General features: G+C 43.7%; 25 protein-coding genes and 1 other annotated feature. Of the genes, 3 read left to right on the plus strand and 22 right to left on the minus strand.

Annotated features, from left to right (window positions below; genetic code table 11):
* Nucleotides 1–22 precede the first annotated feature (22 nt).
* From greA to mltG, 6 genes are all read right to left on the minus strand, one after another.
* The gene (gene greA, locus ACQKL0_RS05680; RefSeq protein WP_402869683.1) at nucleotides 23–499 is read right to left on the minus strand and encodes a transcription elongation factor GreA; all 477 of its coding nucleotides are present in this window, start codon (nucleotides 497–499) and stop codon (nucleotides 23–25) included.
* A gap of 278 nt (nucleotides 500–777) precedes the next feature.
* Entirely contained in the window at nucleotides 778–1,416 is a 639-nt protein-coding gene (gene udk, locus ACQKL0_RS05685; protein ID WP_402869685.1) for a uridine kinase, read from the minus strand.
* A gap of 1 nt (nucleotide 1,417) precedes the next feature.
* Nucleotides 1,418–2,689, minus strand: a complete 1,272-nt coding sequence (locus ACQKL0_RS05690; RefSeq protein WP_402869687.1) for a peptidase U32 family protein — start codon at nucleotides 2,687–2,689, stop codon at nucleotides 1,418–1,420.
* 24 nt (nucleotides 2,690–2,713) lie between these two features.
* A complete protein-coding gene (locus tag ACQKL0_RS05695; protein ID WP_402869689.1) occupies nucleotides 2,714–3,643 on the minus strand; it encodes a peptidase U32 family protein in 930 nt (309 codons plus the stop codon).
* Nucleotides 3,630–4,295, minus strand: a complete 666-nt coding sequence (locus tag ACQKL0_RS05700; RefSeq protein ID WP_402869691.1) for an O-methyltransferase — start codon at nucleotides 4,293–4,295, stop codon at nucleotides 3,630–3,632. The genes ACQKL0_RS05695 and ACQKL0_RS05700 overlap by 14 nt, the downstream gene beginning before the upstream one ends.
* Nucleotides 4,296–4,552: 257 nt before the next feature.
* On the minus strand, nucleotides 4,553–5,689 hold the full coding sequence (mltG, locus tag ACQKL0_RS05705) for an endolytic transglycosylase MltG (protein WP_402869693.1): 1,137 nt from the start codon (nucleotides 5,687–5,689) through the stop codon (nucleotides 4,553–4,555).
* A 327-nt stretch (nucleotides 5,690–6,016) separates the two neighbouring features.
* On the opposite strand from mltG, the gene ACQKL0_RS05710 reads away from it, so the two are divergent.
* Nucleotides 6,017–6,172, plus strand: a complete 156-nt coding sequence (locus tag ACQKL0_RS05710) for a hypothetical protein (protein WP_427686586.1) — start codon at nucleotides 6,017–6,019, stop codon at nucleotides 6,170–6,172.
* Between the two features lie 59 nt (nucleotides 6,173–6,231).
* On the opposite strand, the gene ACQKL0_RS05715 is transcribed toward ACQKL0_RS05710, so the two are convergent.
* The 14 genes from ACQKL0_RS05715 to cymR all read right to left on the minus strand — a co-directional run bounded on the left by ACQKL0_RS05715 (nucleotide 6,232) and on the right by cymR (nucleotide 20,383).
* Nucleotides 6,232–6,528, minus strand: coding sequence for a DUF1292 domain-containing protein (locus ACQKL0_RS05715; protein WP_402869697.1), 297 nt, complete (start codon nucleotides 6,526–6,528; stop codon nucleotides 6,232–6,234).
* A gap of 11 nt (nucleotides 6,529–6,539) precedes the next feature.
* Nucleotides 6,540–6,965 carry a Holliday junction resolvase RuvX gene (gene ruvX, locus ACQKL0_RS05720; RefSeq protein WP_402869699.1) on the minus strand — a complete coding sequence of 142 codons (426 nt, stop codon included), beginning with the start codon at nucleotides 6,963–6,965 and terminating at the stop codon, nucleotides 6,540–6,542.
* Entirely contained in the window at nucleotides 6,965–7,234 is a 270-nt protein-coding gene (locus ACQKL0_RS05725; RefSeq protein WP_402869701.1) for an IreB family regulatory phosphoprotein, read from the minus strand. The genes ruvX and ACQKL0_RS05725 overlap by 1 nt, the downstream gene beginning before the upstream one ends.
* Nucleotides 7,235–7,301: 67 nt before the next feature.
* Nucleotides 7,302–9,938 carry an alanine--tRNA ligase gene (gene alaS / locus ACQKL0_RS05730; RefSeq protein WP_427686588.1) on the minus strand — a complete coding sequence of 879 codons (2,637 nt, stop codon included), beginning with the start codon at nucleotides 9,936–9,938 and terminating at the stop codon, nucleotides 7,302–7,304.
* Between the two features lie 60 nt (nucleotides 9,939–9,998).
* Nucleotides 9,999–10,216 (minus strand) — a binding site (T-box leader).
* Nucleotides 10,217–10,245: 29 nt separating this feature from the next.
* Nucleotides 10,246–11,322, minus strand: coding sequence for an AI-2E family transporter (locus ACQKL0_RS05735; protein ID WP_427686590.1), 1,077 nt, complete (start codon nucleotides 11,320–11,322; stop codon nucleotides 10,246–10,248).
* 214 nt (nucleotides 11,323–11,536) lie between these two features.
* The gene (locus ACQKL0_RS05740) at nucleotides 11,537–11,755 is read right to left on the minus strand and encodes a hypothetical protein (RefSeq protein ID WP_402869707.1); all 219 of its coding nucleotides are present in this window, start codon (nucleotides 11,753–11,755) and stop codon (nucleotides 11,537–11,539) included.
* Nucleotides 11,745–12,206 carry a PRC-barrel domain-containing protein gene (locus tag ACQKL0_RS05745; protein WP_427686592.1) on the minus strand — a complete coding sequence of 154 codons (462 nt, stop codon included), beginning with the start codon at nucleotides 12,204–12,206 and terminating at the stop codon, nucleotides 11,745–11,747. The genes ACQKL0_RS05740 and ACQKL0_RS05745 overlap by 11 nt, the downstream gene beginning before the upstream one ends.
* A gap of 548 nt (nucleotides 12,207–12,754) precedes the next feature.
* A complete protein-coding gene (locus ACQKL0_RS05750) occupies nucleotides 12,755–13,522 on the minus strand; it encodes a TPM domain-containing protein (protein WP_427686594.1) in 768 nt (255 codons plus the stop codon).
* Nucleotides 13,522–14,088 (minus strand): LemA family protein, encoded by a 567-nt coding sequence (locus ACQKL0_RS05755; protein WP_402869713.1) that lies wholly within the window; start codon nucleotides 14,086–14,088, stop codon nucleotides 13,522–13,524. The genes ACQKL0_RS05750 and ACQKL0_RS05755 overlap by 1 nt, the downstream gene beginning before the upstream one ends.
* A gap of 111 nt (nucleotides 14,089–14,199) precedes the next feature.
* Nucleotides 14,200–16,626 (minus strand): SF1B family DNA helicase RecD2, encoded by a 2,427-nt coding sequence (gene recD2, locus ACQKL0_RS05760; RefSeq protein WP_427686596.1) that lies wholly within the window; start codon nucleotides 16,624–16,626, stop codon nucleotides 14,200–14,202.
* 39 nt (nucleotides 16,627–16,665) lie between these two features.
* Nucleotides 16,666–17,331 (minus strand): tetratricopeptide repeat protein, encoded by a 666-nt coding sequence (locus tag ACQKL0_RS05765; protein ID WP_402869717.1) that lies wholly within the window; start codon nucleotides 17,329–17,331, stop codon nucleotides 16,666–16,668.
* A gap of 143 nt (nucleotides 17,332–17,474) precedes the next feature.
* Nucleotides 17,475–18,590 carry a tRNA 2-thiouridine(34) synthase MnmA gene (gene mnmA, locus ACQKL0_RS05770; protein ID WP_402986370.1) on the minus strand — a complete coding sequence of 372 codons (1,116 nt, stop codon included), beginning with the start codon at nucleotides 18,588–18,590 and terminating at the stop codon, nucleotides 17,475–17,477.
* A 27-nt stretch (nucleotides 18,591–18,617) separates the two neighbouring features.
* Nucleotides 18,618–19,763 (minus strand): cysteine desulfurase family protein, encoded by a 1,146-nt coding sequence (locus ACQKL0_RS05775; protein ID WP_427686598.1) that lies wholly within the window; start codon nucleotides 19,761–19,763, stop codon nucleotides 18,618–18,620.
* A gap of 200 nt (nucleotides 19,764–19,963) precedes the next feature.
* The gene (cymR, locus tag ACQKL0_RS05780; RefSeq protein WP_402869723.1) at nucleotides 19,964–20,383 is read right to left on the minus strand and encodes a cysteine metabolism transcriptional regulator CymR; all 420 of its coding nucleotides are present in this window, start codon (nucleotides 20,381–20,383) and stop codon (nucleotides 19,964–19,966) included.
* 285 nt (nucleotides 20,384–20,668) lie between these two features.
* Between cymR and ACQKL0_RS05785 the strand changes: the two genes are divergently transcribed.
* Both ACQKL0_RS05785 and ACQKL0_RS05790 read left to right on the plus strand, forming a co-directional pair.
* Nucleotides 20,669–21,643, plus strand: coding sequence for a nuclease-related domain-containing protein (locus ACQKL0_RS05785; RefSeq protein ID WP_427686600.1), 975 nt, complete (start codon nucleotides 20,669–20,671; stop codon nucleotides 21,641–21,643).
* 158 nt (nucleotides 21,644–21,801) lie between these two features.
* Nucleotides 21,802–23,073, plus strand: coding sequence for a replication-associated recombination protein A (locus tag ACQKL0_RS05790; protein WP_402986376.1), 1,272 nt, complete (start codon nucleotides 21,802–21,804; stop codon nucleotides 23,071–23,073).
* Between the two features lie 28 nt (nucleotides 23,074–23,101).
* On the opposite strand, the gene ACQKL0_RS05795 is transcribed toward ACQKL0_RS05790, so the two are convergent.
* Together ACQKL0_RS05795 and ACQKL0_RS05800 are read right to left on the minus strand one after the other, a co-directional pair.
* The gene (locus ACQKL0_RS05795; protein ID WP_427686602.1) at nucleotides 23,102–23,749 is read right to left on the minus strand and encodes a DUF2642 domain-containing protein; all 648 of its coding nucleotides are present in this window, start codon (nucleotides 23,747–23,749) and stop codon (nucleotides 23,102–23,104) included.
* 225 nt (nucleotides 23,750–23,974) lie between these two features.
* Nucleotides 23,975–25,087, minus strand: a complete 1,113-nt coding sequence (locus tag ACQKL0_RS05800) for a DUF6897 domain-containing protein (protein WP_427686604.1) — start codon at nucleotides 25,085–25,087, stop codon at nucleotides 23,975–23,977.
* Between the last annotated feature and the right edge of the window lie 175 nt (nucleotides 25,088–25,262).

The following is a 25,262-nucleotide window of genomic DNA, read 5'->3' on the forward strand; positions in this document are numbered from 1 at the left end:
GACATCCTCCTGGAAAACGCTATTAGCTAATAGAAACGATTTTGACGCTCATTTCGCCGCCTGGCGTTAGGATTGATACTTTGTCGCCAACTTTTTTCCCAATCAAGCTTTTGGCAATGGGAGAATCATTCGAGATTTTGCCTTCGAATGGATCTGCTTCAACGCTACCCACGATGGAATACGTTTCTTCATCACCATTTGGAAGTTCTATGAATGTTACAGACTTACCAAGAGTTACTGTATCTGTATTCAAATCATTGTCTTCAATGATTTTAGCATTACGAATCATGTTTTCGATGGTAGTGATACGACCTTCAACAAATGCTTGCTCTTCTTTTGCAGAATCATACTCAGAGTTCTCTGAAAGATCGCCAAAACTACGGGCGATTTTGATTCTTTCCACCACTTCTTTACGTTTAACCGACTTTAAATGTTCTAGTTCCTGTTCTAACTTCGCTTTACCTTCGTTAGTCATTGGATATACTTTTTCAATTGCCAAAACCCTTCACTCCTTCAAATTCTTCACAGCTGACATCCCGCCGTGACCAGTTTATGTACTCTATAAGTGCTTACCCGAAAAAAAATATATATAATCACATGCCACTACGGAACAACCGTCCCTTAGTATATAAACCGACTGCATTAAGCAGCCGGTTCGTTCTGTATCAAGAATAGATTATTGTGTTTTCCAACATTTGTCCAGTCTTTCCCTATAAATAATTGGGATTTTTATATATATGAGGTAAAATGGCACCTATCATTATTTATGCTATGTTATTACAAAAAAGACTTTTGTTCAAGGATTGTTTGTATTTTTGTTACCATGAGGTCAATTGCCACATGGTTTTGCCCACCTTCAGGAATGATGATATCGGCATATCGTTTCGTCGGTTCGATGAACTGATTATGCATCGGGCGAACGACGCTGATATATTGATCGATGACAGAATCCAAGGAACGGCCACGCTCTTTAATATCACGAGTCATACGTCGAAGGATTCGCAAATCTGCATCTGTATCCACATAGAGCTTCATATCCATCAAGTCTCTTAGGCGTTGGTCTTCCAATACCAAGATTCCTTCAAGAATGATGACGTCTTGTGGTTCAACCGTTATGATTTCATCTGACCGCGTATGGTTCGCGTAATCATAAACCGGTTTCTGAATCGTTTCATATTTCAATAATGCATTGATGTGTTCAATCAATAAGTCATTATCGAATGCAAACGGATGATCATAATTCGTTTTCAAGCGTTCCTCAAACGGCAAGTGGCTTTGATCTTTATAATAATAATCTTGTTCGAGCATCAAGATGGAATGTCCATTGAAGAATTCAAAAATTGAGCGTGTTACACTTGTTTTACCTGATCCCGACCCACCGGTAACTCCGATGACTACTGGTTTTTTCCTTGTCATGTTAATTCTCCTTACGCATCATATTGTTCACATATACCGGCTTATCTACTTGAATGCGGACAATTTGAAGCGGATGACGTGCTGCGTCCAACTCTTTACCCATTTCATCCCAGATAATGCCGATTTTTTGAGTAAAGTTCTCAATCTCGGGTCCGAAGAATTCCACTTCATCACCAGGCTTGAAGAAGTTACGCTGCTGTAAGGTAGCAATTTGAGTTTCCTCATTATAATCAAGTACCAATCCAGCGAAGTCAAAGCGAGTCTTTACGGTATGATTCCCGAACATTTGTTGTTTATACCCAGGGATTTCCCCCTCCATGAACGATGAAGCCGTCTCACGGTTTGCACATTTATCAAGCTCTTCCAACCATTCAGGTTGAATCTCGTAATGATCCGGATCTGCGCAATACGCATCAATCACTTTACGGTAGACACTAATTACCGTTGCGATGTAGTGAATGGATTTCATCCGGCCTTCGACTTTTAAACTATCAATCCCAATTTCGATCATGCCTGGCAAGGATTCGATCAACTTCAAATCTTTCGGACTCATCGCGAATGGTGCATCTTCTTTATCGAATAACGCTTTCTCCCCATCCTGATTCAATTCGTACAAGTCATAATCCCAACGGCAAGACTGACAGCATCCTCCCCGGTTGGAGTCACGTGCCGTCATATGGTTGGAAAGTGTGCAACGGCCTGAATAGGCAATACACATTGCCCCATGTATGAAGGTTTCAATTTCGATGTCGACTTTTTCCTTCATTTCACGGATTTCATCAGCACTCGTCTCACGAGCTAGCACGACACGCTCCAGACCTTCTTCTTTCCAATACTGGACAGCCTTCCAGTTCGTAAGCGATTGTTGCGTGCTCAGATGAATTTCTACTTCCGGAGCCACACGCTTACACGTTTCGATGATCAATGGATCTGCCACGATAATTCCATGAATCCCCGTATCACGAAGGCCTTCCATATATTCTTCAAGACCATCGATATTTTCATTATGGGCATAGATATTCGTAGTCACATATATTTTCGCACCATACTTTTTAGCGAACTCGACGCCTTCCTTCATTTCTTCAAACGTGAAGTTTCCGGCATTCGAACGGAGACCATATTCCTGTCCACCAATGAATACGGCATCTGCGCCATAATGGACAGCGATTTTTAGTTTTTCCAGATTACCAGCAGGAGCCAGCAATTCAGGTTTTTTTACAATGACTCTCTTTCCATCAACTATCTTGGAAATTTTATCAGCAATAGCATTCAAGGCTATTCCTCCTCTTTCCCTTACTTAATAAACCGATTCTTTAAAGAAGAATCCGGTATCTAACTCACGGTTATCAGGTTGAATCGCTTGGATTTTTTCGAACAATTCCATTTTGACATCCTCATAGCGATCTGGATCATCCGCACATAAATCTATCGCCTCACGGTATAATCTTGTGACGGCCACAATGTATTCGGGCGTTTTCAGGACCCCATCGATTTTCAGGGAATCCATTTCCGCTTCCATCAATTCCTGAAGTTCATCAATCATGCACATATCATTCGGACTCATGATATGTGTACCGTTTTCATCTTCATATATCGGGTATTTATTTTCACGTTCCGTATCATGCAGGAACATATTCTTTTGTTCTGTTCGGTTTCCGACTTCCAACGCCTTGCCTTGGTATTCGAAATAGTTGCCAAGTAGCGTACGCTTCGACTGGAACATACATGTCATGCCGTGAACTTGAACTTCAATTTCAACTTCGGCATGCTCCTTCATTTCGATGATTTCGTCCAAGCTGATTTCACGGGCTGCAACGGCCCGCACCGCTCCGCGTTTCCCCCAGTAATTACAGGTGTACCAGTTGGTAACCGTCATCTCTGTGTTCCAATGTAATGGCATATCAGGGGCAACAGCCCTTACAGCCATCAGGACTGCGGGGTCACCGTAGATAATCCGGTCAGCTCCTGCTTCTTGTAGGAAAGCTATATAGTCTTCAAGCTCGTCCACTTTATCATTATGAAAGATTGCATTCATGGACACGTATACTTTTTTACCTGCAGTATGCGCCATTTCAATTGCCTTCTTAACGTCCACACGAGTGAACTCCCCCGCTAAACGAAGCGCATAACGCTGCTCACCGATTACGAATGCATCAGCACCCGCCTCGATCAGTTCAGCTAGATGTGCGATATTTATCGGAGTCACCAGTAATTCAGGCTTTTTCATGTTTGTCACCTCTATGTTTACTAATAGCTACACCATCACCAATCGGTAAAATTACGGTATCGTAATGAGGATGGTCATGCAGCCAGATATTAAAGTCTTTTATTTTTCTAATAAGCGCTCGCTTACGTCTCGTCATTTCCATCTCTTCGATGTTTTCAGCAACCAAGCCTTTAAATAATACATTATCAGTAATGATTATGCCAGCTTCATTCAGGAAAGGTTCGAACAGCTCAAAGAAACGCTTGTACTGTCCTTTCGCTGCATCCACAAAGATGATGTCGAACGGGCCATGATCCTTCACGTGAGGCCCTGCTTCTAGTGCATCGCCTTCTATGAGTGTGATTCGCTCCGAAAGACCAGACTTGGCTATGTTCGCCTTCGCCTGTTCAATACGCGCTTCATTCCGTTCCAGCGTGACAATACGCACATCCGGTAAGGTTTCTGCCATTCTAATCGCCGAATATCCGATTGCTGCGCCCACTTCCAATATGGCCTTCGGTTGGTGAAGCCTCAAAATCTGTAGCAGCACCTCTATTCCTTCAGGCTCCATGATCGGTACATTATGTTCCCTTGCAAAATCCTCTAGCTCCTTAATCAATCCGGTACGTTCCGGAAGTAAGTCGTGAAGATATTGGTCTATTTTTCCGTTCAAGACATTTCCTCCAATGATAAAAAAAACGAAAGCGTCTTGGCCGGCTCTCAATGAAATTCCGCATCATATACAAAACGAACTAGAACCAGCATCACTTGACTATCTACGTTTCCTTATCTTTTCAAAATAAAACCCGGCAAAAGCCGAGTTACAGTCATCAATAAAATCGGATCTGAAATTTTTACGTTTACTATTCTATCATAAAAACAAGGGGAAAGTAATATCCCTCTCCCCTTAGTCCCTATTGCCCTTGCCATTTATTTATTGGTAATATGCTGTGCCTTTTTATTATTGTGCTCTTCCAGTGTTTTGGAATATAGAACTTCTCCTTCAGGTGTAGCCAAGAAATAAAGGTAATCGGTCTTCTTAGGCTTTAAGACCGCTTCAATCGAGGACTTTCCGGCGTTAGCGATCGGACCTGGAGTCAGGCCTTTGTTTTTGTACGTATTATATGGTGATTTCACCTCAAGGTCTTTGTATAGGACCCTGTCTTTGTGTGAGCCTTTTGCATACAAAACGGTAGGATCCGTTTGTAATGGCATATCTTCCTTGAGTCGATTATAAAAGACGGAAGCTATGGTTTTGCGATCGACCTGAGCTGTTGCTTCTTCTTCAACGAGTGAGGCAAATGTCAATAGCTGGTGGGCCGTATACTCTTTTTTCTCCATCAGTGATTCGAATGGCTGAAGGGTTTCCTCCGTTTTCTGAAGCATCTCCACTACCATGGATTCAATGGATGGTTTTTCTTCATAAAAGTCATAGGTTGCCGGATACAGGTACCCTTCAAGTGGATATACGACATTTTCATTATCGATTTCCGATGTCAGAAGCTCAGGGAATCTCGTTTGCATGGATTTTACGAATTCCTCATTATTCAATTTCTTAAATATCTCTTTAGAGTCTTGATCTGTCTTCACAGCGATAATATCGGCTATTTGGACTAGCTGCTTGCCTTCCGGAATCGTTATCCTAAGGACGGCCTCTTTCATCAGTTTCCCGGTTTTGATGCTCGTCACAATATCCTTGATTGGCATCGATGGAGAGAGCTTATACTCTCCTGCCTGAAAGCCGGATTCATTTCGGAACTTAATATAATATTTGAAAACACGCGCGTCTTTGATGATTTCCTGCTCTTCAAGCAAAATCGAAATATCACTAATGGATGAACCAATCGGTATTTTCACCGTCTTGATCGTATCATCCTCTGGATCAAAGGGCTTCATCGCCGAGTTAATATAGAAGAATCCCACAAGCACGACTATCCCTACAATTAAAATAAGTGCAGCAATCGTAATCATGATAATTTTACGGACAAGCTTGGCCTCCCCTTGTTGTTCTAGCATCTTCATTCGAATATGTTGTTTTTTAGATAGCTTTTGATCCTTTTCATCCATTTCCATTCCCCCTGCAAACTGCACACCCACTACAGATTGTTTCTAGAAGATGCTTTCTCTAAGAATAACTTTGCTTCGAATATTATACTAAAACCTACAAATAAATACATGTTTTTTGTATAACTACCTTCGTTCCTACTCTATTTATGGCAAAAGAAGGCCAGTTTTGTCAATAGAAGGTGGTTATTTTATAGGAATAAAGTGATAGGTTCCCGTCTATGTAAATACAATGAATTTTCCGAACTTCGTTGTATCAGTTCCTTTAATTCATACAACTATTTGGATATTCATGATAAAATCCTTTTAGTGTGGAAGGGTGTGGAAAAAATGGATAATTCCTATGTCATGAGGTGGGGCACATTAGCATTAATCAATGCCGGAATTGCCCAGGGTAAAAACAGAACGGGTTTAAATTGGTTTCTATTATCATTAGTTTTAGGTCCAGTCGCTACTTTTATTCTCTTGTTTGTGGAGAAAAGATAAGGGAATGGGGACATACTAAAAAAAACTGGCCTTGGGATACAAGGCCAGTTTTTGAGAAATTATCTTCCTTCTTCTTCTGCTTCTTCATTATCAAGGAATGTATTCAACATTTCCTCGACTAGATCCCACTCTTCTTCAGTTTCGATTGGAGCAAGCTCACCATCTTTGCTGTCTTCACTTGGTGTGAATGATGAAGCGTGGATTTCAATTTCTTCCTCGTCATCTTCAGCAGACATTGGGTAATAAAGTACGTAAGATTTGTTGAATTTCTCAGAGTCAAATGTGAATAAGATCTCACAAAGCTGTTCGTTACCATTCTCATCTACTACTGTAATATTGTTTTCACCGTGTTCCATTTATCTTCACCTCATATTGAATTTGTTTGTCTGTCCAAGAACCCTTGTAGAATCATGACAGCTGCCATTTTATCAATGACTTTCTTGCGTTTACTTCGGCTAACGTCCGCCTCGAGAAGGACACGTTCAGCTGCCATCGTTGTCAACCGTTCGTCCCAGAGAAACACTGGCAGCTTGAATTTCCATTCTAAGCGCTTGGCGAATTCTTGACTGATTTCGCCGCGCGGGCCAATGGTTCCGTTCATGTTTTTCGGGAGACCAATGACAATCTTAGAAACTTCGTATTCTTGTATGATTTCCTTGAGACGTTTTAAGCCGAATTCGTTTCCAGCTTCGTTAATTTTGATTGTTTCCAATCCTTGTGCAGTCCAACCCATCGCGTCACTCACGGCGACACCGATGGTTTTTGAACCTAAATCAAGACCCATTGTGCGCATTAGTATTCCTCTCGATGGTTCTTAAGATACGATTTGACCAATTCTTCAATGATTTCATCGCGTTCCAGCTTGCGGATTAAGTTGCGAGCATCCATATGGCGCGGGATATAGGCCGGGTCACCTGATAATAAATAACCGACAATCTGGTTAATCGGATTATACCCTTTTTCCTGGAGAGCCACATACACTTTTGACAAGACTTGCTGAACATCTCTTTCGAATGGTTCTTCAGGGAAATTGAACTTCATCGTTTTATCAAAGGAACTCATTATCATACACCTCTCCTCAGCGTCTTAGAATTCCATCATTACCTCATTGTACAACACTTTTCACTGATTATGAAATCGTTAGGACCCATTCTTCAACAAAATTAAGTGCCGCATCCAATTTTTCTGGGTCTTTCCCACCTGCTTGTGCCATATCTGGGCGTCCACCGCCTCCGCCACCGCAGCGTGTAGCGACTTCTTTAATCAATTTACCTGCATGGAAACCGCGATCGATGTAATCTTTCGTAACGCCGGCTATTAAGTTGACTTTATCTCCTTGAGCCGATCCCAACACGATAATGACTGAATCAAGTTTTTGTTTTAACTCATCTGCCATCGCACGTAAATTATTCATGTCAGTAGCTTGGACTTTGGCCACAAGGACTTTCACGCCATTGATTTCTTTTACGTTCGAAACAAGGCTTCCCGCTTCGATATTGCTTAATTTAGCAGCAAGGCTGTCGTTCTCACGTTGAAGTTCTTTAGCATCCGCCAAAATGGTTTCGATTCTTGCAGGAACATCCTTCATATTCGTTTTCAATTTAGACGCTGCATCCTTCAATACATGAATCTGTTCAGCCATCAAGTTGTAGGCTCCCGCTCCTGTAACGGCTTCAATCCGGCGTGTACCCGCCCCGATGCCACTTTCAGAAACAATTTTGAATAAGCCGATCACTGCTGTATTCGGTACATGGACACCACCACATAGCTCAAGGCTATAGTCGCCTATTTGAACGACACGGACAATCTTGCCATATTTCTCACCGAATAGGGCCATCGCACCCATCGCTTTTGCTTCTTCGATATTTTTATATTCCGTATTCACTTGTAAGCTTTGCCAAATTTTTTCGTTTACAATCGTTTCGATTTGTTCAATTTCTTCTGCCGTAATCTGACCGAAGTGTGAGAAGTCAAAACGAAGGCGCTCCGCTTGTACAAGCGATCCGGCTTGATTGACATGCGTTCCTAAGACATCCTTCAAAGCTTGGTGTAGAAGATGTGTAGCCGTGTGGTTTTTCGTAATCTGGATACGGTTTTCTTGATTGACCGCTGCCATGACTGTTGCATCAGTTGTTAATGTACCCGCCGTAACCGTGACACGGTGTAGGTTTTGGCCATTCGGTGCTTTTTGCACATCAAGGACATCCACTTTCACCAATTCACTCACAAGCGTTCCTTTATCGGCAATCTGCCCGCCGCTTTCCGCATAGAATGGCGTTTTATCCAGGATTACCTGTACATCTTCGCCTTCATGTGCTTCCGTCGTAAGCTCACCATTTTTCACGATGGCTACGATTTTCGCTTCAATTGAAGCTTGTTCATATCCGACAAATTCACTTTCGACTTTAATCTCACCTAATATTCCACCTTGGATTTGCATGGAGTCTACATCTTGGCGAGCAGAACGTGCACGTTCGCGTTGCGCTTCCATCTCTTTTGCGAAGCCATCTTGGTCAACTGTCATGCCTTCTTCTTCCGCATATTCCTCCGTCAACTCAATCGGGAAGCCGTATGTATCATACAAACGGAATGCATCGCTACCAGGAATGACTGTGTTGCCTTTTTCTTTTTCCTTCTTGATGACTTCAGAAAGGATTGCAAGACCATCATGAAGCGTTTCATGGAAACGTTCTTCTTCATTTTTGACCACTTTCGCAATGAAGTCCTTCTTGTCGAGAACTTCTGGGTAGAAATCCTTCATGATTTCTCCCACCACTGTCACAAGTTCAAACATGAATGGACGGTTGATGTTGATTTGCTTAGCATAACGAACCGCTCTGCGCAGTAAACGGCGTAATACATAACCTCTTCCTTCATTGGATGGAAGTGCCCCATCCCCAACAGCGAATGCCACTGTCCGGATATGGTCGGCGATGACTTTGAATGCCACATCTTTCTCGGAATCGACACCATATTTCACATCGGCGATTTCTTCTACCGCATGAATGATCGGCGTGAAGAGGTCCGTGTCGTAGTTGGTTGCTACATTCTGCACGACAGAAGCCATACGCTCAAGCCCCATGCCTGTATCTATATTTTTCTTTGGAAGCGGTGTGTAAGAACCGTCCGGATTATGGTTGAATTGAGAGAAAACAAGGTTCCAGACTTCTAAATGACGTTCATTTTCGCCACCTGGGAATAATTCTGGGTCATTCGGGTCATCTCCATATTCAGGTCCACGATCATAGAAAATCTCCGTATTCGGGCCACTCGGACCTTCACCGATATCCCAGAAGTTTTCTTCCAGACGAATGATTCGTTCAGCAGGAATGCCGATTTTCTTGTTCCAAATCTCGAATGCTTCTTCATCTTCCGGATGGATCGTTACGGCTAACTTTTCTTTATCGAAACCAATCCACTTTTCGTCGGTCAGGAATTCCCAAGCCCATGTGATCGCTTCTTCTTTAAAGTACTCACCAATGGAGAAGTTACCAAGCATTTCAAAGAATGTATGATGGCGTGCTGTTTTCCCCACGTTCTCGATATCATTTGTACGGATTGCTTTTTGAGCATTCGTAATTCTTGGATTTTCAGGAATCACCCGTCCATCAAAATATTTTTTCAATGTGGCTACCCCGGAATTGATCCAAAGCAATGATGGATCTTCATGCGGAACCAATGACGCGCTTGGTTCGATATTATGACCTTTTTCACTAAAGAAATCTAAATACATTTGGCGGATTTGAGCACCAGTTAAATACTTCATCTATATATCCTCCTCTAAAAAATATGTAATTTTGCGCACGACAAAAACTCCCATCCCAAAAACAGGGACGAGAGTCAACTCGCGGTACCACCCTGATTATGGACACAAAAACACCTTGTCCATCACCTTCATAAATGCCTTAACGCGGCAAGACGGCAGGTATTAACTGCTCTCCGGACTAGCTTTCTGCTGCTCTTCACCTCGCCATCCCTTTCAGCCTAAGGGGATGCCTCTCTTTTAGATGGTCTTCAGCATACTTCGTCCTTCAACGAATTATCTTATGTATTGGATTATATTCACAAGAGTTTTATTTGTCAATAAGCGGCGGCTCCTTTCTGAAATGAACCCTGGCATGCTGCACGAAAACTTTCAAAATGGCCAAAATCGGGATCGCAAGCACCATTCCAATAATTCCGCCTACCTCACCACCAGCCAGGAGGGCAAACATGATGAAAAGTGGGTGCATATGAAGGCTTTTCCCGACAATGAGTGGCGACAAAATATTCCCTTCAAGAAATTGCAGGATGGCCACGATGACAACGACGATGATCACCATTTTGACAGAAATGGTAGCGGCTATGATGACCGCTGGAATGGCCCCGATGATGGGACCAAAATAAGGGATTACGTTCGTTATCCCGATGATTGCACCCAATAATAAAGGATATTCCATCCCGGTGATCCAAAACAGCAAGGATGAAATCACGCCGATCGCAGCACATACGATAATCTGTCCCCGGATATATCCCCCAAGAGAAGCATCGACATCTTGGACAAAGGCACGGCCCTGCTTGCGCCACCTTTTCGGCGTCATGTACCAGGCCATCCTTTTTAAAGAAGCAAAATCTTTCAGGATATAAAAAGCGATGAATGGGATGATGCCAATTAAAAGTACGAAATCGAATAGTTTCAAGGCGAAGTCCATCAGCTTTTCCGGCATTTCACTTAACCAATTTTCAAAAAGGACAACGCCTTCCTCGAATCGTTCGTGGATCCCGAACGGCCAGTCTGCGGTTTGATGATTAAGCTTTTCCACCCTGCTCCGATATTGTTCAACCAGTTCCGGTACACTCTCCGAAAGTTCCCGTACTTGACTGGTCATTATGGGAATTCCCTTATATACCGCAAATCCGATCCCTCCGAAAAAAACCAAATAAATAATCACAATCGATAGCCAACGGCGCATCCCTTTTTTATTCAGGAATTCCACGACCGGATGCAGCAAGTAACTAATGAACGCTCCGATGAAAAATGGCAGTAGGACTGTTAAAACCACCGTAACAACGGGCCCCCACATAGGCTTCAGTTTCATAAAAATATAGATGATGAAAAATAAGAGCAACAAAAAACCGAGTCGATAAAACCATTTCATGCGAATACTCACCTTACCCACCTCCCTAGCCCACTTATTATTCGAAGGGGAAGGTTTTTTCATACCCGTTTACTAGAAAAGCGATGCAATCAATATGATTACATCGCTTTTTAAATGGGTTAGAGCATCGATTTTATTTTCTTTCGAATTCTCTTCATTTTTTTGTTTATCGTTTTAGAATTCATCATGTTCATGAATCGTCTAGCCATAACATGCACCTCTTCCGTTAATTACATTTGAAGCGGCGGTCATTTTCCTCGAACAAATCATCCAAAGAACTTAAGCTTCCATCTTCTTCGACCTGATGCGTGTTGATCAAACCTTCAGAAATGGTCATTTCTATAAAACAATTCCAACAATAAAATTGGTTTACGCCAATTTTCCCGACATCCTTACTGCGACAATTCGGACATTGTATTTCCAAAATGGACACCTCACTGTTCATAAACTGAAACAATGATGGCATCCTTCCCTAAAGTAGGTGGTTGTTTTGACTCAATCACTGTCGATTCCGAGAAAAAACCATCCGTTGTTTCATACGCTATAATCGTGCCCATTTTTTCCAGAAAATATACGTCCTGCAGTAAGCCTAGCTCGTCGCCCATTTCTGAAAGAAGCATACGACCCACTACCTCATCCTTTGAAAACCAGATGGAATCGTCCATCATTTTCTTTGGTGTCATATCCTGCTGCAGGACGACCCCATCGGGACCAAAGGAAAAGATATCTTCCAGTGCCAGAAGAAGCTCCTTCTTGAATAATGCTTGCCGATGGATGACCAGACCGTTCACCAGCCCAGCATCTGATAGTGATAAATCGTGAACCATCCCGATTTTCTCACCCTGGGCAGTAAAGACCGGCAACCCCTTCAATACAGAAAACGTCCGCAAAGTCATCCCGCCCCTCCGAACATTTTTAGTATTTCTTCCTCCCCTCCATTAGATGTACTGAAAGGTTTTCCATTCCTTTTTTCAGCAAAAAAAAACGGTTTCCCGATCCTCAGAATGTAGATAAACTCTATAAAAATCGAGTTTGTCTATACTTTTTTATGGCTTGTACAATGTGGACGTTGATTTCCACTCCAGGTACTCGCTTTCCGCGGGCGGTCCGCGAGCCTCCTCGGCTTTCGCCTGCGGGGTCTCCCGTAGACACGCTTTTCCCGCAGGAGTCTCGTACCTTCCGTTCCAATCAACTTTGTTTTAACTTTTTCTAAATACGAATCTATTCAGCGAGATCGACTTGATATGATAACGGGAAAATCAACTGGTGGCATCGAACATTTGGTTCTTAAAATGGAGGCTGCCCTGAATGTATGGAAGATGCCCAATTGGACATGGCAAGTTTAGGCGAAGATTCGAAAGGAATTTCAAAAGGGGAGCGGAACTTAATAATTCCGACCCCCTTTTGTCTACACTCTGAAGACCGGTTTCCCGGTCCTGCCTTTCTACCAACCCCTGCTGGAACCTCCGCCTCCCGAGCTTCCTCCGCCTCCGCCTCGAGGACCGCCACCGCCACGGCCGCCCCCTCCGCCTCCGCGACTGATGAACATCAAGAGGATATTGAGTAAGGTTTGAAGGAAAAATCCTTTGAAAAGTTTAGCATCCAAAAAGACCACAATGATCGCTACGATGATGAGGAGGAAAATCTGAATGCCCGATAGCTGAGTGTTTTCTTCCGGTTGAACGGCATAATCTTGATAAAAGTCTTCCCCTAGATTGTACTCTTGTAAAACCTCATTATAGACGGCCTTATATGTTTCAGTCAGAGCAAGATTGTATTGATTCGCCTTCAAATGCGGAATGGCCACATTGTCCAATATCTGTCCAGATTGGATATCCGTAATGGCCCCTTCCAATCCGTACCCCACTTCAATCCGAATTTTCTTTTCCTCGAGGGCGAGGACAATAAGGACTCCATTGTTCAAATCCGCATCGCCGAGTTTGAATGACCTTAAAGCCTCAACAGAATATTCTTCGATTTCAGAGCCTTCCATGGAATCGACGGTCAACACAGCCACCTGTGCTTTGCTGGCATCCTCCAACCTTTTTCCCAACTCAATTAACTCGGCCTTTTCCTGATCATTCAATACGCCGGCAAAGTCCTGGACATAGATGTCACCTACTGGTTTTGGGATATTCGGTTCTGCTGCGACTACGTTTGCAAAGTTGAAAGTGAAAAGGAAAAGGAGCGCAAACACAGCAAGTTTTTTCATTACTTATCGCTCCCGAAATCAACCTTTGGTGTTTCTTTGTCTTGTTCACTCACTTCATAATACGGTCTCGTATCAAAGCCAAATGCACCTGCCATCATGTTCTTTGGAAAACGTTTAATTTCCTTGTTATACGAGGTGACCTGGTCGTTATAATCTTTTCTCGCCACAGTCAAGCGGTTCTCCGTTCCTTCCAAGCTATCCATAAGACTTTTGAAGTTCTCATTAGCCTTAAGATTTGGATACTTCTCCACTACCACCAAGAGACGGCTCAAGGCCCCGCTCAGTTCTTGATCAGCACCGATTGCATCCTCGGTAGTATTGGCACCGGCTAACTTCGCACGGGCATCACTGACCGCTTTAATGGCCTCCGTTTCATGTGAAGCATAACCTTTTACCGTTTCCACAAGGTTCGGGATTAAATCCGCCCTTCGTTTTAATTGGTTATCCACCTGTGACCACTTATTGTCCACATCTTCACTGCTGCTGACGAGGCTGTTATAGGAAGTCGCGCCAAAAATGATAAGCAGGACCACGACTACTAGTCCGATTAACCAACCCTTTTTCATACTGTTTCCCCCTTATTTTGATTCTAAGTATAATTACATTCTATATTTATTCCACTAAAACTATGAGTTATAAACTAAATCTAGACAAAAAGCCGAAGATTTAATCTTCGGCTACATAAAATCATAGGGTGTAACATTACCCATACCAATCATCGGATCAGCATGCAGGAGTACATCAAGATAGCTTTCCTCATGTTCCGGCACTCCTGCCTTATCATCCGGACCGGCAACTTCCTTCGTAAGGAAATCCCCATCCAAGGTTTCCCGGAGCTTTTCAAGTAAGGTCGTTTTCCTGCGCATTTCATCGTTGCGCTCGATACCCAGGCGGAAAGCATCTTCTTCACCGCACAGAATCAGGAAACTTTTGCTTCGCGTTATCGCTGTATACAATAAGTTCCGGCGTAGCATCCGGTAGTAACTTTTCACGACAGGTAAAATCACGATCGGAAATTCGCTTCCCTGTGATTTATGGATTGAGCAGCAATACGCGTGCGTAATCTGGTTCAGGTCCTGCTTCGTGTAGGTCACTTCAATGCCTTCAAACGAGATGATCACCTTATCTACATGATCCGTATTTTCCTTCGCGAACAGAATCGAGACGATTTCACCCATATCTCCATTGAAGACGCCCTCCTCCGGCTGATTCACCAGCTGGAGAACCTTGTCACCCGTCCGGTAGACGACATCACCGAATTTGATTTCGCGACGCTTTTCATCCTTATTGCTATTGAATACTTCTTGCAGCATCTTATTCAAAGCGTCAATTCCTGCAGGCCCCCGGTACATCGGTGCCAGCACCTGAATATCCTTGGCCGTGAAACCCTTCGTCCTGGCATTCGCGACGACTTTCTCGATCACCTGAGCGATTTGTCCGGTCTGACAACGAATGAACGAGCGATCCGCCTGCTGCTTCGTCACATCGTCAGGAAGCCGGCCTTTTTTAATATCATGAGCGAGTTCAATGATAGATGAACCATCTGCCTGACGGTAAATATGTTCAAGACTGACAGTGGGCACACACTTTGACCCGAGCAGATCCTTGAGCACTTGACCTGGTCCCACCGATGGAAGCTGATCTTCATCGCCCACCAAAATCAGCTGGACATTTTCCGGCAACGCTTTAAATAACTTCTGAGCAAGCCACGTATCCACCATGGACACTTCATCAATGATGACAATTCGTCCTTCGAGTGGATTATCTTCATCATGAGCAAAACCCTCGCTTCCGTTCCATCCAAGCAATCGATGAATGGTCACCGCCGGAAGTCCAGTGGACTCTGCCATCCGTTTTGCCGCTCGACCTGTAGGGGCTGCAAGGACGAATGGAAAAGGATCTGCCCCTTCTTTTTTATAATCGTGGATGTCCATCGAAACCCCATGAAGTTCCGCATACAACTCGACGATTCCTTTAATGACAGTCGTCTTCCCCGTACCTGGACCACCCGTCAAAATCAACATTGGCGATTGGAGGGCCGTTTGGATCGCTTCTTTTTGAGCAGGAGCATAGGACACATTGAGCCGTTCTTCCAGCTTACCAAGCGCAAGTAGGAATTCCGATTCCGGAAACTGGTCTTCATACTCCGTTTGGGCTAGCAGGCGCTTTATGTTCGCTACGATTCCCTTCTCCGAAAAGTAGAGGGACGGCAAGTAAATTCGTTGGTCTTCAACAATAATTTTGCCCTGCTCGGTCAATTCGATTATTTCCGAGGAAATATTCGTAAACTCTATTCGGTCCCGCTTATTTTCCTCTAGCAACCGTTTGACGGCTTCTAATAACTGCTCGGCCTCTATGTAGATGTTTCCATCCTGTAAGCATTGAGATTCAAGCGTATATAAGCAGGCAGCCTTGATGCGATCGGGATGGCTGCCTGAAATGCCTAGCTGGTGGCCAAGCTCATCGGCACGTCCAAAACCGATCCCTTCTATATCCTCCACAAGTTTGTAGGGATTCCCCTGAAGCATCGTGACGGTATCCTGTTTATACGTTTGATAAATCTTCATCGATAACTGTGGACCAAAGCCATATTGATTCAGGGCAATCATCACCTGCTCGAGGCCCTGGTGCTCGACCAATGTATCGTAAAGGCTCTTCGCTTTTTCACCTGTCAGCTTCGGAATATCATCAAGAATGGATGGCTGGGCCAGAATTTTGGAAATGGCATTCTCCCCCAGCTTTTCAACAATGCTCTCGGCCGTCTTTTTCCCGATGCCCTTGAATAGTTCACCGGATAAATAACTGACGACGCCTTCCTTGGATCGGGGAAGGTCTTTCCGGAATTGTTCCACATGGAATTGAAGGCCAAACCTGGGATGCTCCTTCAGGGCCCCATAGAATATATACACCTCGTCCTCATGCATCCTCGGAAAATACCCGGTAACGACCGCTTCCTTCTCATCATAATTCAAATTTGTTTCATCCAAACGGATTCTGACAACCGAATACATATTATCTTCGTTATGAAAAATCGTCACCAAATGGCGGCCTTTCATAAACATCTTCTCTTCAGAAAACAAATCCATCGAATCCTGCTGAGCCAACGCTTCTCCCCACCCTTCCCATGCTTTTTTCCATTCTATTTATTCAGCAGCCATTTCTTCCATCAGCTTCTTACCATGGGCCGCTAGCATATGATCTGGCTGTGCTTCCAGTGCCTTTTCAAAATAACCGATGGCAGCCTTGGAATCTTCCTTATGCCCTGCATATGCCACACCTAGATTATAATAGGCATCCGCATGACCAGGGTCTTGTTCCACCACAATATTCAACTGTTTGATTAACTCATCATATAATTCCGCATTGGCCAGGCAAAGCGCAAATTGGAACCTCGCATCCACATCTTCGGGACTCAATTCCACCGTTCTTTGCAGATAAGGCATCGCCAATTTCGGCTGGTCCAACGCCATCAATGTCAGTCCAAGCATAAAGTAAGCATCACTGTTATCAAGTCCCAAACGGATTGCCTTTTCAAACATATCCTTCGCTTCAACCAACTTTGAATCCACTTCGTAATATAAGTTCCCTAATGAATAATAAGCAGCCGCTGCATTTTCATCGAGTTCGATTGCCTTTTTATAGAACTTAACGGCTTTATCCGTCTCGCCAACCGCAGTCAGCACATTTCCAAAGTTTATGTAAGCAACTGGCTCAGTCGGGTTTTCCTCAATTGCCTCATTAAAAACCTTCGCCGCTTCCTCATATTTTCCTTGCTGCATAAACTCAATACCTTGTTGATTCTTATCCATCCTAATTCACGCTCCATTTTTTATTGAAAAGTATATAGCATATGCTATCACATTTTTTTATGTATATCATTGAGACCATTTTAGGTCTTTCTACAATGCAAACAAAATCCCCAACCGCAAATACAGCTGGGGACATGCTTATTTTACCCTACGTAGGTCAGTTTTTCACCTTTTTTAAACACTTCATCAATCGTACCGCCGCCTAGGCATACTTCACCGTCATAGAATACGACGGATTGCCCTGGCGTAATTGCCCGGACCGGCTCGTCAAATACGACTTCGACATCCCCGTTTTCCAGGACTTTCACCGAAACGCCGCTATCCACTTGGCGGTACCGGAATTTAGCCGTACACGTAAATTCAGTGGCTGGCATGTGTTCGGCAACCCAGCTCATCTTCACGGCTTTCAGTGAATCAGAGTAAAGCACATCATTGTTAAAGCCTTGGCACACATATAAAACATTGCGTTTCAAGTCTTTACCCGCTACGAACCAAGGTTCGCCGCTTCCACCGATACCAAGGCCGTGGCGCTGACCGATTGTATAATACATCAAGCCATCATGTGTACCCATGACCTTTCCGTCCATCGTGGTCATTTGACCAGGCTGTGCCGGTAGATATGTGCTCAAGAAGCCTTTGAAATCCCGTTCCCCGATAAAGCAAATACCGGTTGAGTCTTTCTTCGTTGCCGTCGCAAGACCCGCTTCCTTCGCAATTTCACGGACTTCCTTCTTATCGATATGTCCAAGAGGGAACATGACTTTTTCCAGCTGCGTTTGCGTTAACTGGTTCAAGAAATACGTTTGGTCCTTATTATTATCCACGCCGCGAAGCATCTTGTACTCGCCATCTTGGTACTTGACCTGTGCATAGTGACCTGTCGCCACATAATCGGCACCCAGGCTCACCGCATGCTCAAGAAAAGCCTTGAACTTGATTTCCTTATTGCACATCACGTCCGGATTCGGTGTCCGGCCCGCCTTGTACTCCTCCAAGAAGTATGTGAAAACCTTATCCCAATACTGCTTTTCAAAGTTGACCGCATAATAAGGAATTCCGATTTGGTTACAAACCGCAATCACATCATTGTAATCTTCCGTTGCTGTACAGACCCCGTTTTCATCCGTATCATCCCAGTTTTTCATGAAAATCCCGACCACGTCATAGCCTTGATTTTTCAAAAGCAGGGCAGACACAGAAGAATCGACGCCCCCTGACATCCCAACGACGACGCGGGTGTCTTGTGGTGCTTTCTTCATTCTGTCACCTCATCTATTTACAAAAATTTATTGTTGTACTAATCTTTTAACGATCTTCACGGTTATTTCTGCCGCTTCCCTGACTTCCTGCTCGGTATTGTTCAGACCAAAGCTGAAACGAATCGCATTCTTCGTCCGCTCCGAGCCTTTTCCAAACATCGCGACCAAAACATGCGAAGGTTCAATGGACCCCGCCGTACAAGCAGATCCGCTTGATACCGCGACGCCGGCCAAGTCCAAATTCACGAGCATCGATTCAACATTCGTACCAGGAAAACTGACATTCAACACATGTGGAAGCGCGTGCTCCCTCGATCCGTTAATTTCATATTGTACCTCTGCCTTATCAAAAACGGCAAGCAATACGTCTTTGAAAGAGTTGTATTGCTCCGTTTTACTCTTCATCGTACTTTGGGCAATGGACACGGCCTCGGAAAAACCAGCGATCGCCGGGACACTTTCCGTACCCGCGCGCCGTTTCCGTTCCTGTTCCCCACCGTATAAATGAGGGGCGAACTTCAATCCATCACGCATATATAAGAAACCGGTTCCTTTTGGTCCATTGATTTTATGAGCGGAAACACTCAATAAATCCACGCCCAGCTCCCGGACATCGATAGGAATCAAACCATATGCCTGCACCGCATCCGTATGGAAAAGGGCTTGGTGCTCCCTCAAGAGTTGTCCGATTTCAGCAATCGGTTGGATCGAACCCACTTCATTGTTGCCAAACATGACGGAAACCAAAATCGTATCGTCCCGCAATGCCGCTTTTAAATCAGCAATCGAAATGAGGCCCTCTTCATTCACAGGTAAATACGTGACCTCAAAGCCAGACTTCTCAAGGAATTGACAGGTATGCAGAATCGCATGATGCTCAATCTCTGTTGTAATGATGTGCTTGCCTTTTTTCTCATTCGCATGCGCAGCCCCGATAATCGCCGTATTATCCGCTTCCGTTCCACCACTTGTAAAAATGATCTCATTCCGTACCGCATTGATACTTGCGGCAATATTCGAACGCGCTTCATCTAAAACATGACGTGCTTCCCGCCCGAACGCATGAATGCTCGACGGATTCCCAAAGTCATGGCTCATGACCGTCATCATCTTATCAATCACATTCGGATGCATCGGTGAAGTCGCAGCATGATCTAAATATATTCTGTTCACTTTTTTGTCGCCTCCATAGAATAGTTAGGCAATGCTCTATGATTAACCTGACTCTCGTGTTTACTAATAAAATGAAACTTGCAAAAAAATGCCTATTCACATAGGATTTTACCTTTAAATCAACCGGTAGTCCAATAATGGTTGTAAGATAGAACCCTTTTGAATAGGTATTTTTGCTTCATATTAATCTGTAGCCCCAATTAAATATAGTACATATAATCGTTTGTTTCACCATTGTCCTTGTAATTCGCCAAATCCACAAGCGTCGTATTATCGAGGACTTCTTTAACCGCATCGCGAATCCGAATCCAAAGCTGGCGTTTCACCGGCTCTTCATCCTCAATTCCTTCAACAGGGGTAATCGGTCCTTCCAATACCCGAATCACATCACCAGAAGTAATCTCATGAGGATCTTTCGACAAGACATATCCGCCATATGCACCACGAACACTCTTCACCAATCCTGCATTGCGAAGGGGCGCAATCAACTGCTCCAAATAATGCTCAGACAAATTATGCGTTTGAGCGATCGACTTCAAACTCTTCGGACCTTCACCATAATGCTTAGCAAGCTCAATCATGATCGTTAAGCCATACCGGCCTTTAGTAGATATCTTCATTTATATACACCTCAAATTATTAATCCGTTACTAAATTCTCTTGAAATTATAGCATATACCCAGTAGAAATGCATTCACCCACCCTCCATTTGTCAAATTATTCTAATTGGAGAGGTGGGGAAAATGACGTGAGCGTTGAATTATCGTTGTGAATGTTGAATTTACATCTTGAATGTTGAATTAATTCGCTGAATGTTGAAATATTGAACATGACCGTCGAAATCCGGGGAAATCAAAAGGTTTTTCGTCAAAAATATAGAATATTTATTCTAAATCAAAAGGAGCGTGATTCCTATCATTATTAAAGATTGCGAGATTCCTATAAAAACTCGCATGCTTGAAGCACTTATAAGACGCTTGCCAAGCAATCATCCATTACAACCTATCTTAACCTCCGACTTAAACAGAAACATGGCAGGTTACAAAGGAGAACTTCGAGTCATTTCTGCTTTAAAAGCACTTCCTGAAAAAGAGTATCTAATCTTTCACGACCTTCGCCTCCTTGGTCCTCCCTACCCCTTCCAAATGGACATCCTCATTCTCACTTCTTATTTCATCCTCATTCTTGAAGTAAAAAACATTGCAGGTGAAATCTATTTTGACCAGACTTTCAATCAACTGATTCGTACAAAATCTGATGGAAAGACAGAAGCATTTGACGATCCCATTTTGCAAGTGAATCGGCAGCGCCAACAACTGTTAGCATGGATGAAATCCAAGTCATACACTAAGCTTCCGGTGGAAACGCTAGTCGTGAGCGCCAATTCCTCAACTATAGTAAGGGCATCAAATACAGCTTTGAACAGAAAAGTGATACGTAAAGATTATCTACTTTTGAATATTGCCGAATTCAAGGAAAAATATAAAGAGAAAATCCTCACACCTAAAGCGCTGAAAAAACTATCCGCTTTATTCATTAAAGAACATACACCTCATCTACCAAACCTTTTAGATATCTATAAAATCCCGACCGCTTCCCTGCAAACCGGTGTCTACTGCCCTCATTGTTGCAGTTTGTCCATGGAGAGACGATTAAGAAAGTGGATATGCCGTATATGTATGACCTCTTCTCATGATGCTCATATCTCTGCACTTCAGGATTATGCATTTCTCATCAAACCCACGATTACCAACGGTGAATGCCGTCGCTTCCTCCAACTTCACTCATCATCCAGTGCAAAGAATTTATTACTTTCCCTTAACTTAGACAAGATTGGACATACCAAGGGCAGAATGTATCTCTTAGATTCCTTATGTTGAATTAATAGTACGAATGTTGAATTATTTCCATGAATGTTGAATTAATTCCGTGAATGTTGAATTATTACGCCCAACCGTCGAATTCCCCTCCCCAAACGCATATTCTGAGCATTTTCCCCTTTGTTTGTGATACCTTATATAAAAAGGAGAGGTGCGTCATGAATATTAAACCGCTTGCTTTCCGGATGCGGCCCCGTTCGATTGATGAAGTCATAGGGCAGGAGCATCTCGTCGGTGAAGGAAAAATCATCGCGAGGATGGTCAAGGCCAAACAGCTATCTTCGATGATTCTGTACGGTCCTCCCGGCATCGGCAAGACGTCCATTGCGAGCGCCATTGCCGGCAGCACGAAGTTTGCCTTCCGGACACTGAATGCTGTAACGAATAATAAAAAAGACATGGAAATCGTCGCTGCCGAAGCCAAGATGTCCGGCAAAGTGATCCTGCTGCTCGATGAGGTCCACCGCCTGGATAAAGCGAAACAGGATTTCCTCCTTCCCTACCTTGAAAATGGGATGATCACCTTGATTGGTGCGACGACAAGCAACCCTTATCACGCAATCAACCCGGCCATCCGCAGCAGGTGCCAGATTTTCGAACTAAAGTCTCTGGAAGTCACTGATATCATCAAAGCCCTCGAACGTGGATTACAAGATGAGGAACGTGGTCTCGGTCACTATCAAACAGATGTCAGCACCGATGCTCTGGCACATTTTGCGACCGCTTCGAACGGGGACGTCCGCAGCGCCCTTAACGCTCTAGAGCTCGCGGTCATTTCTACTGAGCCTGACGAATCCGAAACGATTGTCATCGATGTAAAAATTGCCGAAGAGTGCATGCAGAAAAAGAGCTTTTCGCATGACAAGGATGGAGATGCCCATTATGACGTCCTATCCGCCTTCCAAAAATCAATCCGTGGCAGCGACGTGAATGCGGCCCTCCATTATTTGGGCCGATTGATAGAAGCCGGCGACCTTGTCAGCATCGCTCGTCGCTTGGTCGTCATCGCGTATGAGGACATTGGCCTGGCGAACCCTCAAGCTGGTCCTCGCGCCCTTTCTGCAGTCGAGGCAGCCGAGCGTCTCGGTTTTCCGGAAGCCCGGATTCCGCTTAGCAATTCGGTGATTGAGCTTTGTCTATCGCCTAAATCGAATACCGCCTATAAAGCAATTGACGCGGCACTCGCCGATATTCGCGCCGGCCATAGCGGCGATGTACCGGATCACCTTAAAGATGCCCATTATAAAGGGGCTACCGACCTGGGCCGCGGCGTCGACTATCTCTATCCGCACGATTATGAAAGCGGATGGGTGAAACAACAGTACCTACCGAACAAACTACGCAACAAAAAATACTATCAACCGAAAAAGAGTGGGAAATTCGAACAAGCCCTCGCATCGGTCTATGAGAATATAGAGAAAAAGAAATAACTCCGGATCGTAGTAGATCCGGAGTTATTCATTGTGGAAACTGAAAGCTCTTCACATGCCGCATATTTACATAAAACTCTTCGCCTTGAGCATCCATCATATGGATGAGACCATCCTTCAATTGTATGATTCTCCCTATGTCCATCGGGTGCTGCCCTAAATCGAGTACCACCAATTTATTGGTCAACTTTTTCAGTTGTTCCTCCAAAGTACGTGCCCAGCTAAGGCTGGAAACCTGAAGAAGCTGCTCGCTTTTGCTCAATCCGTATGGCCCCTTTTCATCATCACAGACCGTTAGCCACTTTACATGCTCCATGGAGATGAACATCGTTTTATAGGCAGGAGAATGAAAAATGAAATAATTATTCATGATACCCACGATATATCCATAGATGGGTTTGTTTTTCGTGAGCAAAATCTCAACAAAGAGCCCTTTCGCATTCATCAGCATCTTACGAAATGACGTCTCACTGATTTCCGGGTCCTCTCCTCCTTCAATCTCCTCATCTATTATGGGAAAAGAATAATTCTTAATGTGTCGCTGCGGTACATAACGGTACACCTCTCCCGTGTATAGGACTAATATATCCGTACTTTCTTCTATTAAATTCCCAAACACAAGAATATTTCCTGAGAGTTCTAGCTCCATATACTGTCCAATATATTTAGAAAACAAATATAATCCACCTTTCCTTCCTTATGGCGAGGAATCGTTCTTGAATCCTGTCCTAATTTGGGACACTCCGACTTGTTTCAGAGATTCGCTATAGGAATCACCCCTAGGTCTAGTCCAATAATCGCCCATGCCCTTGATCACCTTTTGGACAACACATATGCCTGTCCCTTTTTAATAAGAAGGCACAACAACTTCATTGGTTGCTGTACCTGTGTGGTCGATTCTTTATAGAGTTGTCTTTGAAACTTTAATTAGGTTCTCAAGCCAGATTTTCTTAAACGTATTGACACGCGTACGGTTTTTATCCTTTCTATGACGGCGACGACGTTTCTTACATTCATCTGAACTTTCAGGTGAGCTGCTGCTTTCACATGAGGATGAACTTTCAGGTGAACTGCTGCTCTCGAATGAGGATGAACTTTCAAACGAGCTGCTGCTCTCACATGATGATGAACTTTCATACGAACTACTGCTCTCATATGATGATGAACTCTCATATGAGCTGCTTTCACTTGAAGAACTTTCATGAGAGCTACTTTCACATGAGGATGAACTTTCATAGGAACTGCTTTCGCATGATGAACTTTCATGAGAGCTACTTTCTCTCGAGGAACTCTCATGGGAAGAACTTTCTTTGTCTTTATCTTTGTCCTTATCTTTCCCCCCACCATCATTTCCCCTTGGGAAAAATAGTCCAATGGATTGAATTTGATCAATCGTGATATAAAATATTTCGTCTTTATTGACGAGAACAATATAGTCTTCTTCGACTTGTATCAAGACACCTTCAACCTTTTCAGGGCCACCTGCATGAACAGAAATCCAGGAGTAAATCAATTGAGTAAGAGCTCCATTCAGGGTATCGTTAGGAACATCCGGAAACTCCGGCCATGTGGAACGGAAGGAAACCTCCACAATCGCTACGCTCTTAATAAGAGCAATCGGGAATAGAACGAGCCCGTCCTTCTTAGTCGATAACACGATATATTCTGTAGTTACCTCGACGATCTGGCCGACTTTTGACGCTGGGCCACCGCCGTTCACCTGAACGAATCGGTTATCTAATGTTTCCAATAAGCCGACGAACGTTGGCGGAAATGCATAGCCATCATCAAAAGGAGGAAGTAAATCCTCTTGAGATTTTTTTGCATTAACAACCACGATTTTCAGTTGGGCAATCGTATAATACACGAGTTGCTTCTCTTCAGTCAGAAGGACGATATACTCATCATTCACTTCTATCAGCCTGCCTTCTCTTGAATCAGGCCCGCCTTTAAATACTCTTACAAATTTCCCCTGCAAAGCTTGAAGGTACGGTAAACTAATTATTTCTGCCATTTTTCCTTTAGCCTCCAATAGTTATTTATACTTTAGTGATATCCGTACTGCATATATATGCGCCTTCTTTCTATTGCGGACTCTTCTAAGCACCCATTTTCTAGTAAATCGTCGTTTACCTAGAGAGAGTACACGTAAAATGACTAAGAACAAGCCTTCCTAAAAAAAATGACCC

The organism is Peribacillus sp. NPDC097264 (assembly GCF_050277925.1).
Taxonomy (GTDB): Bacteria; Bacillota; Bacilli; order Bacillales; family DSM-1321; genus Peribacillus.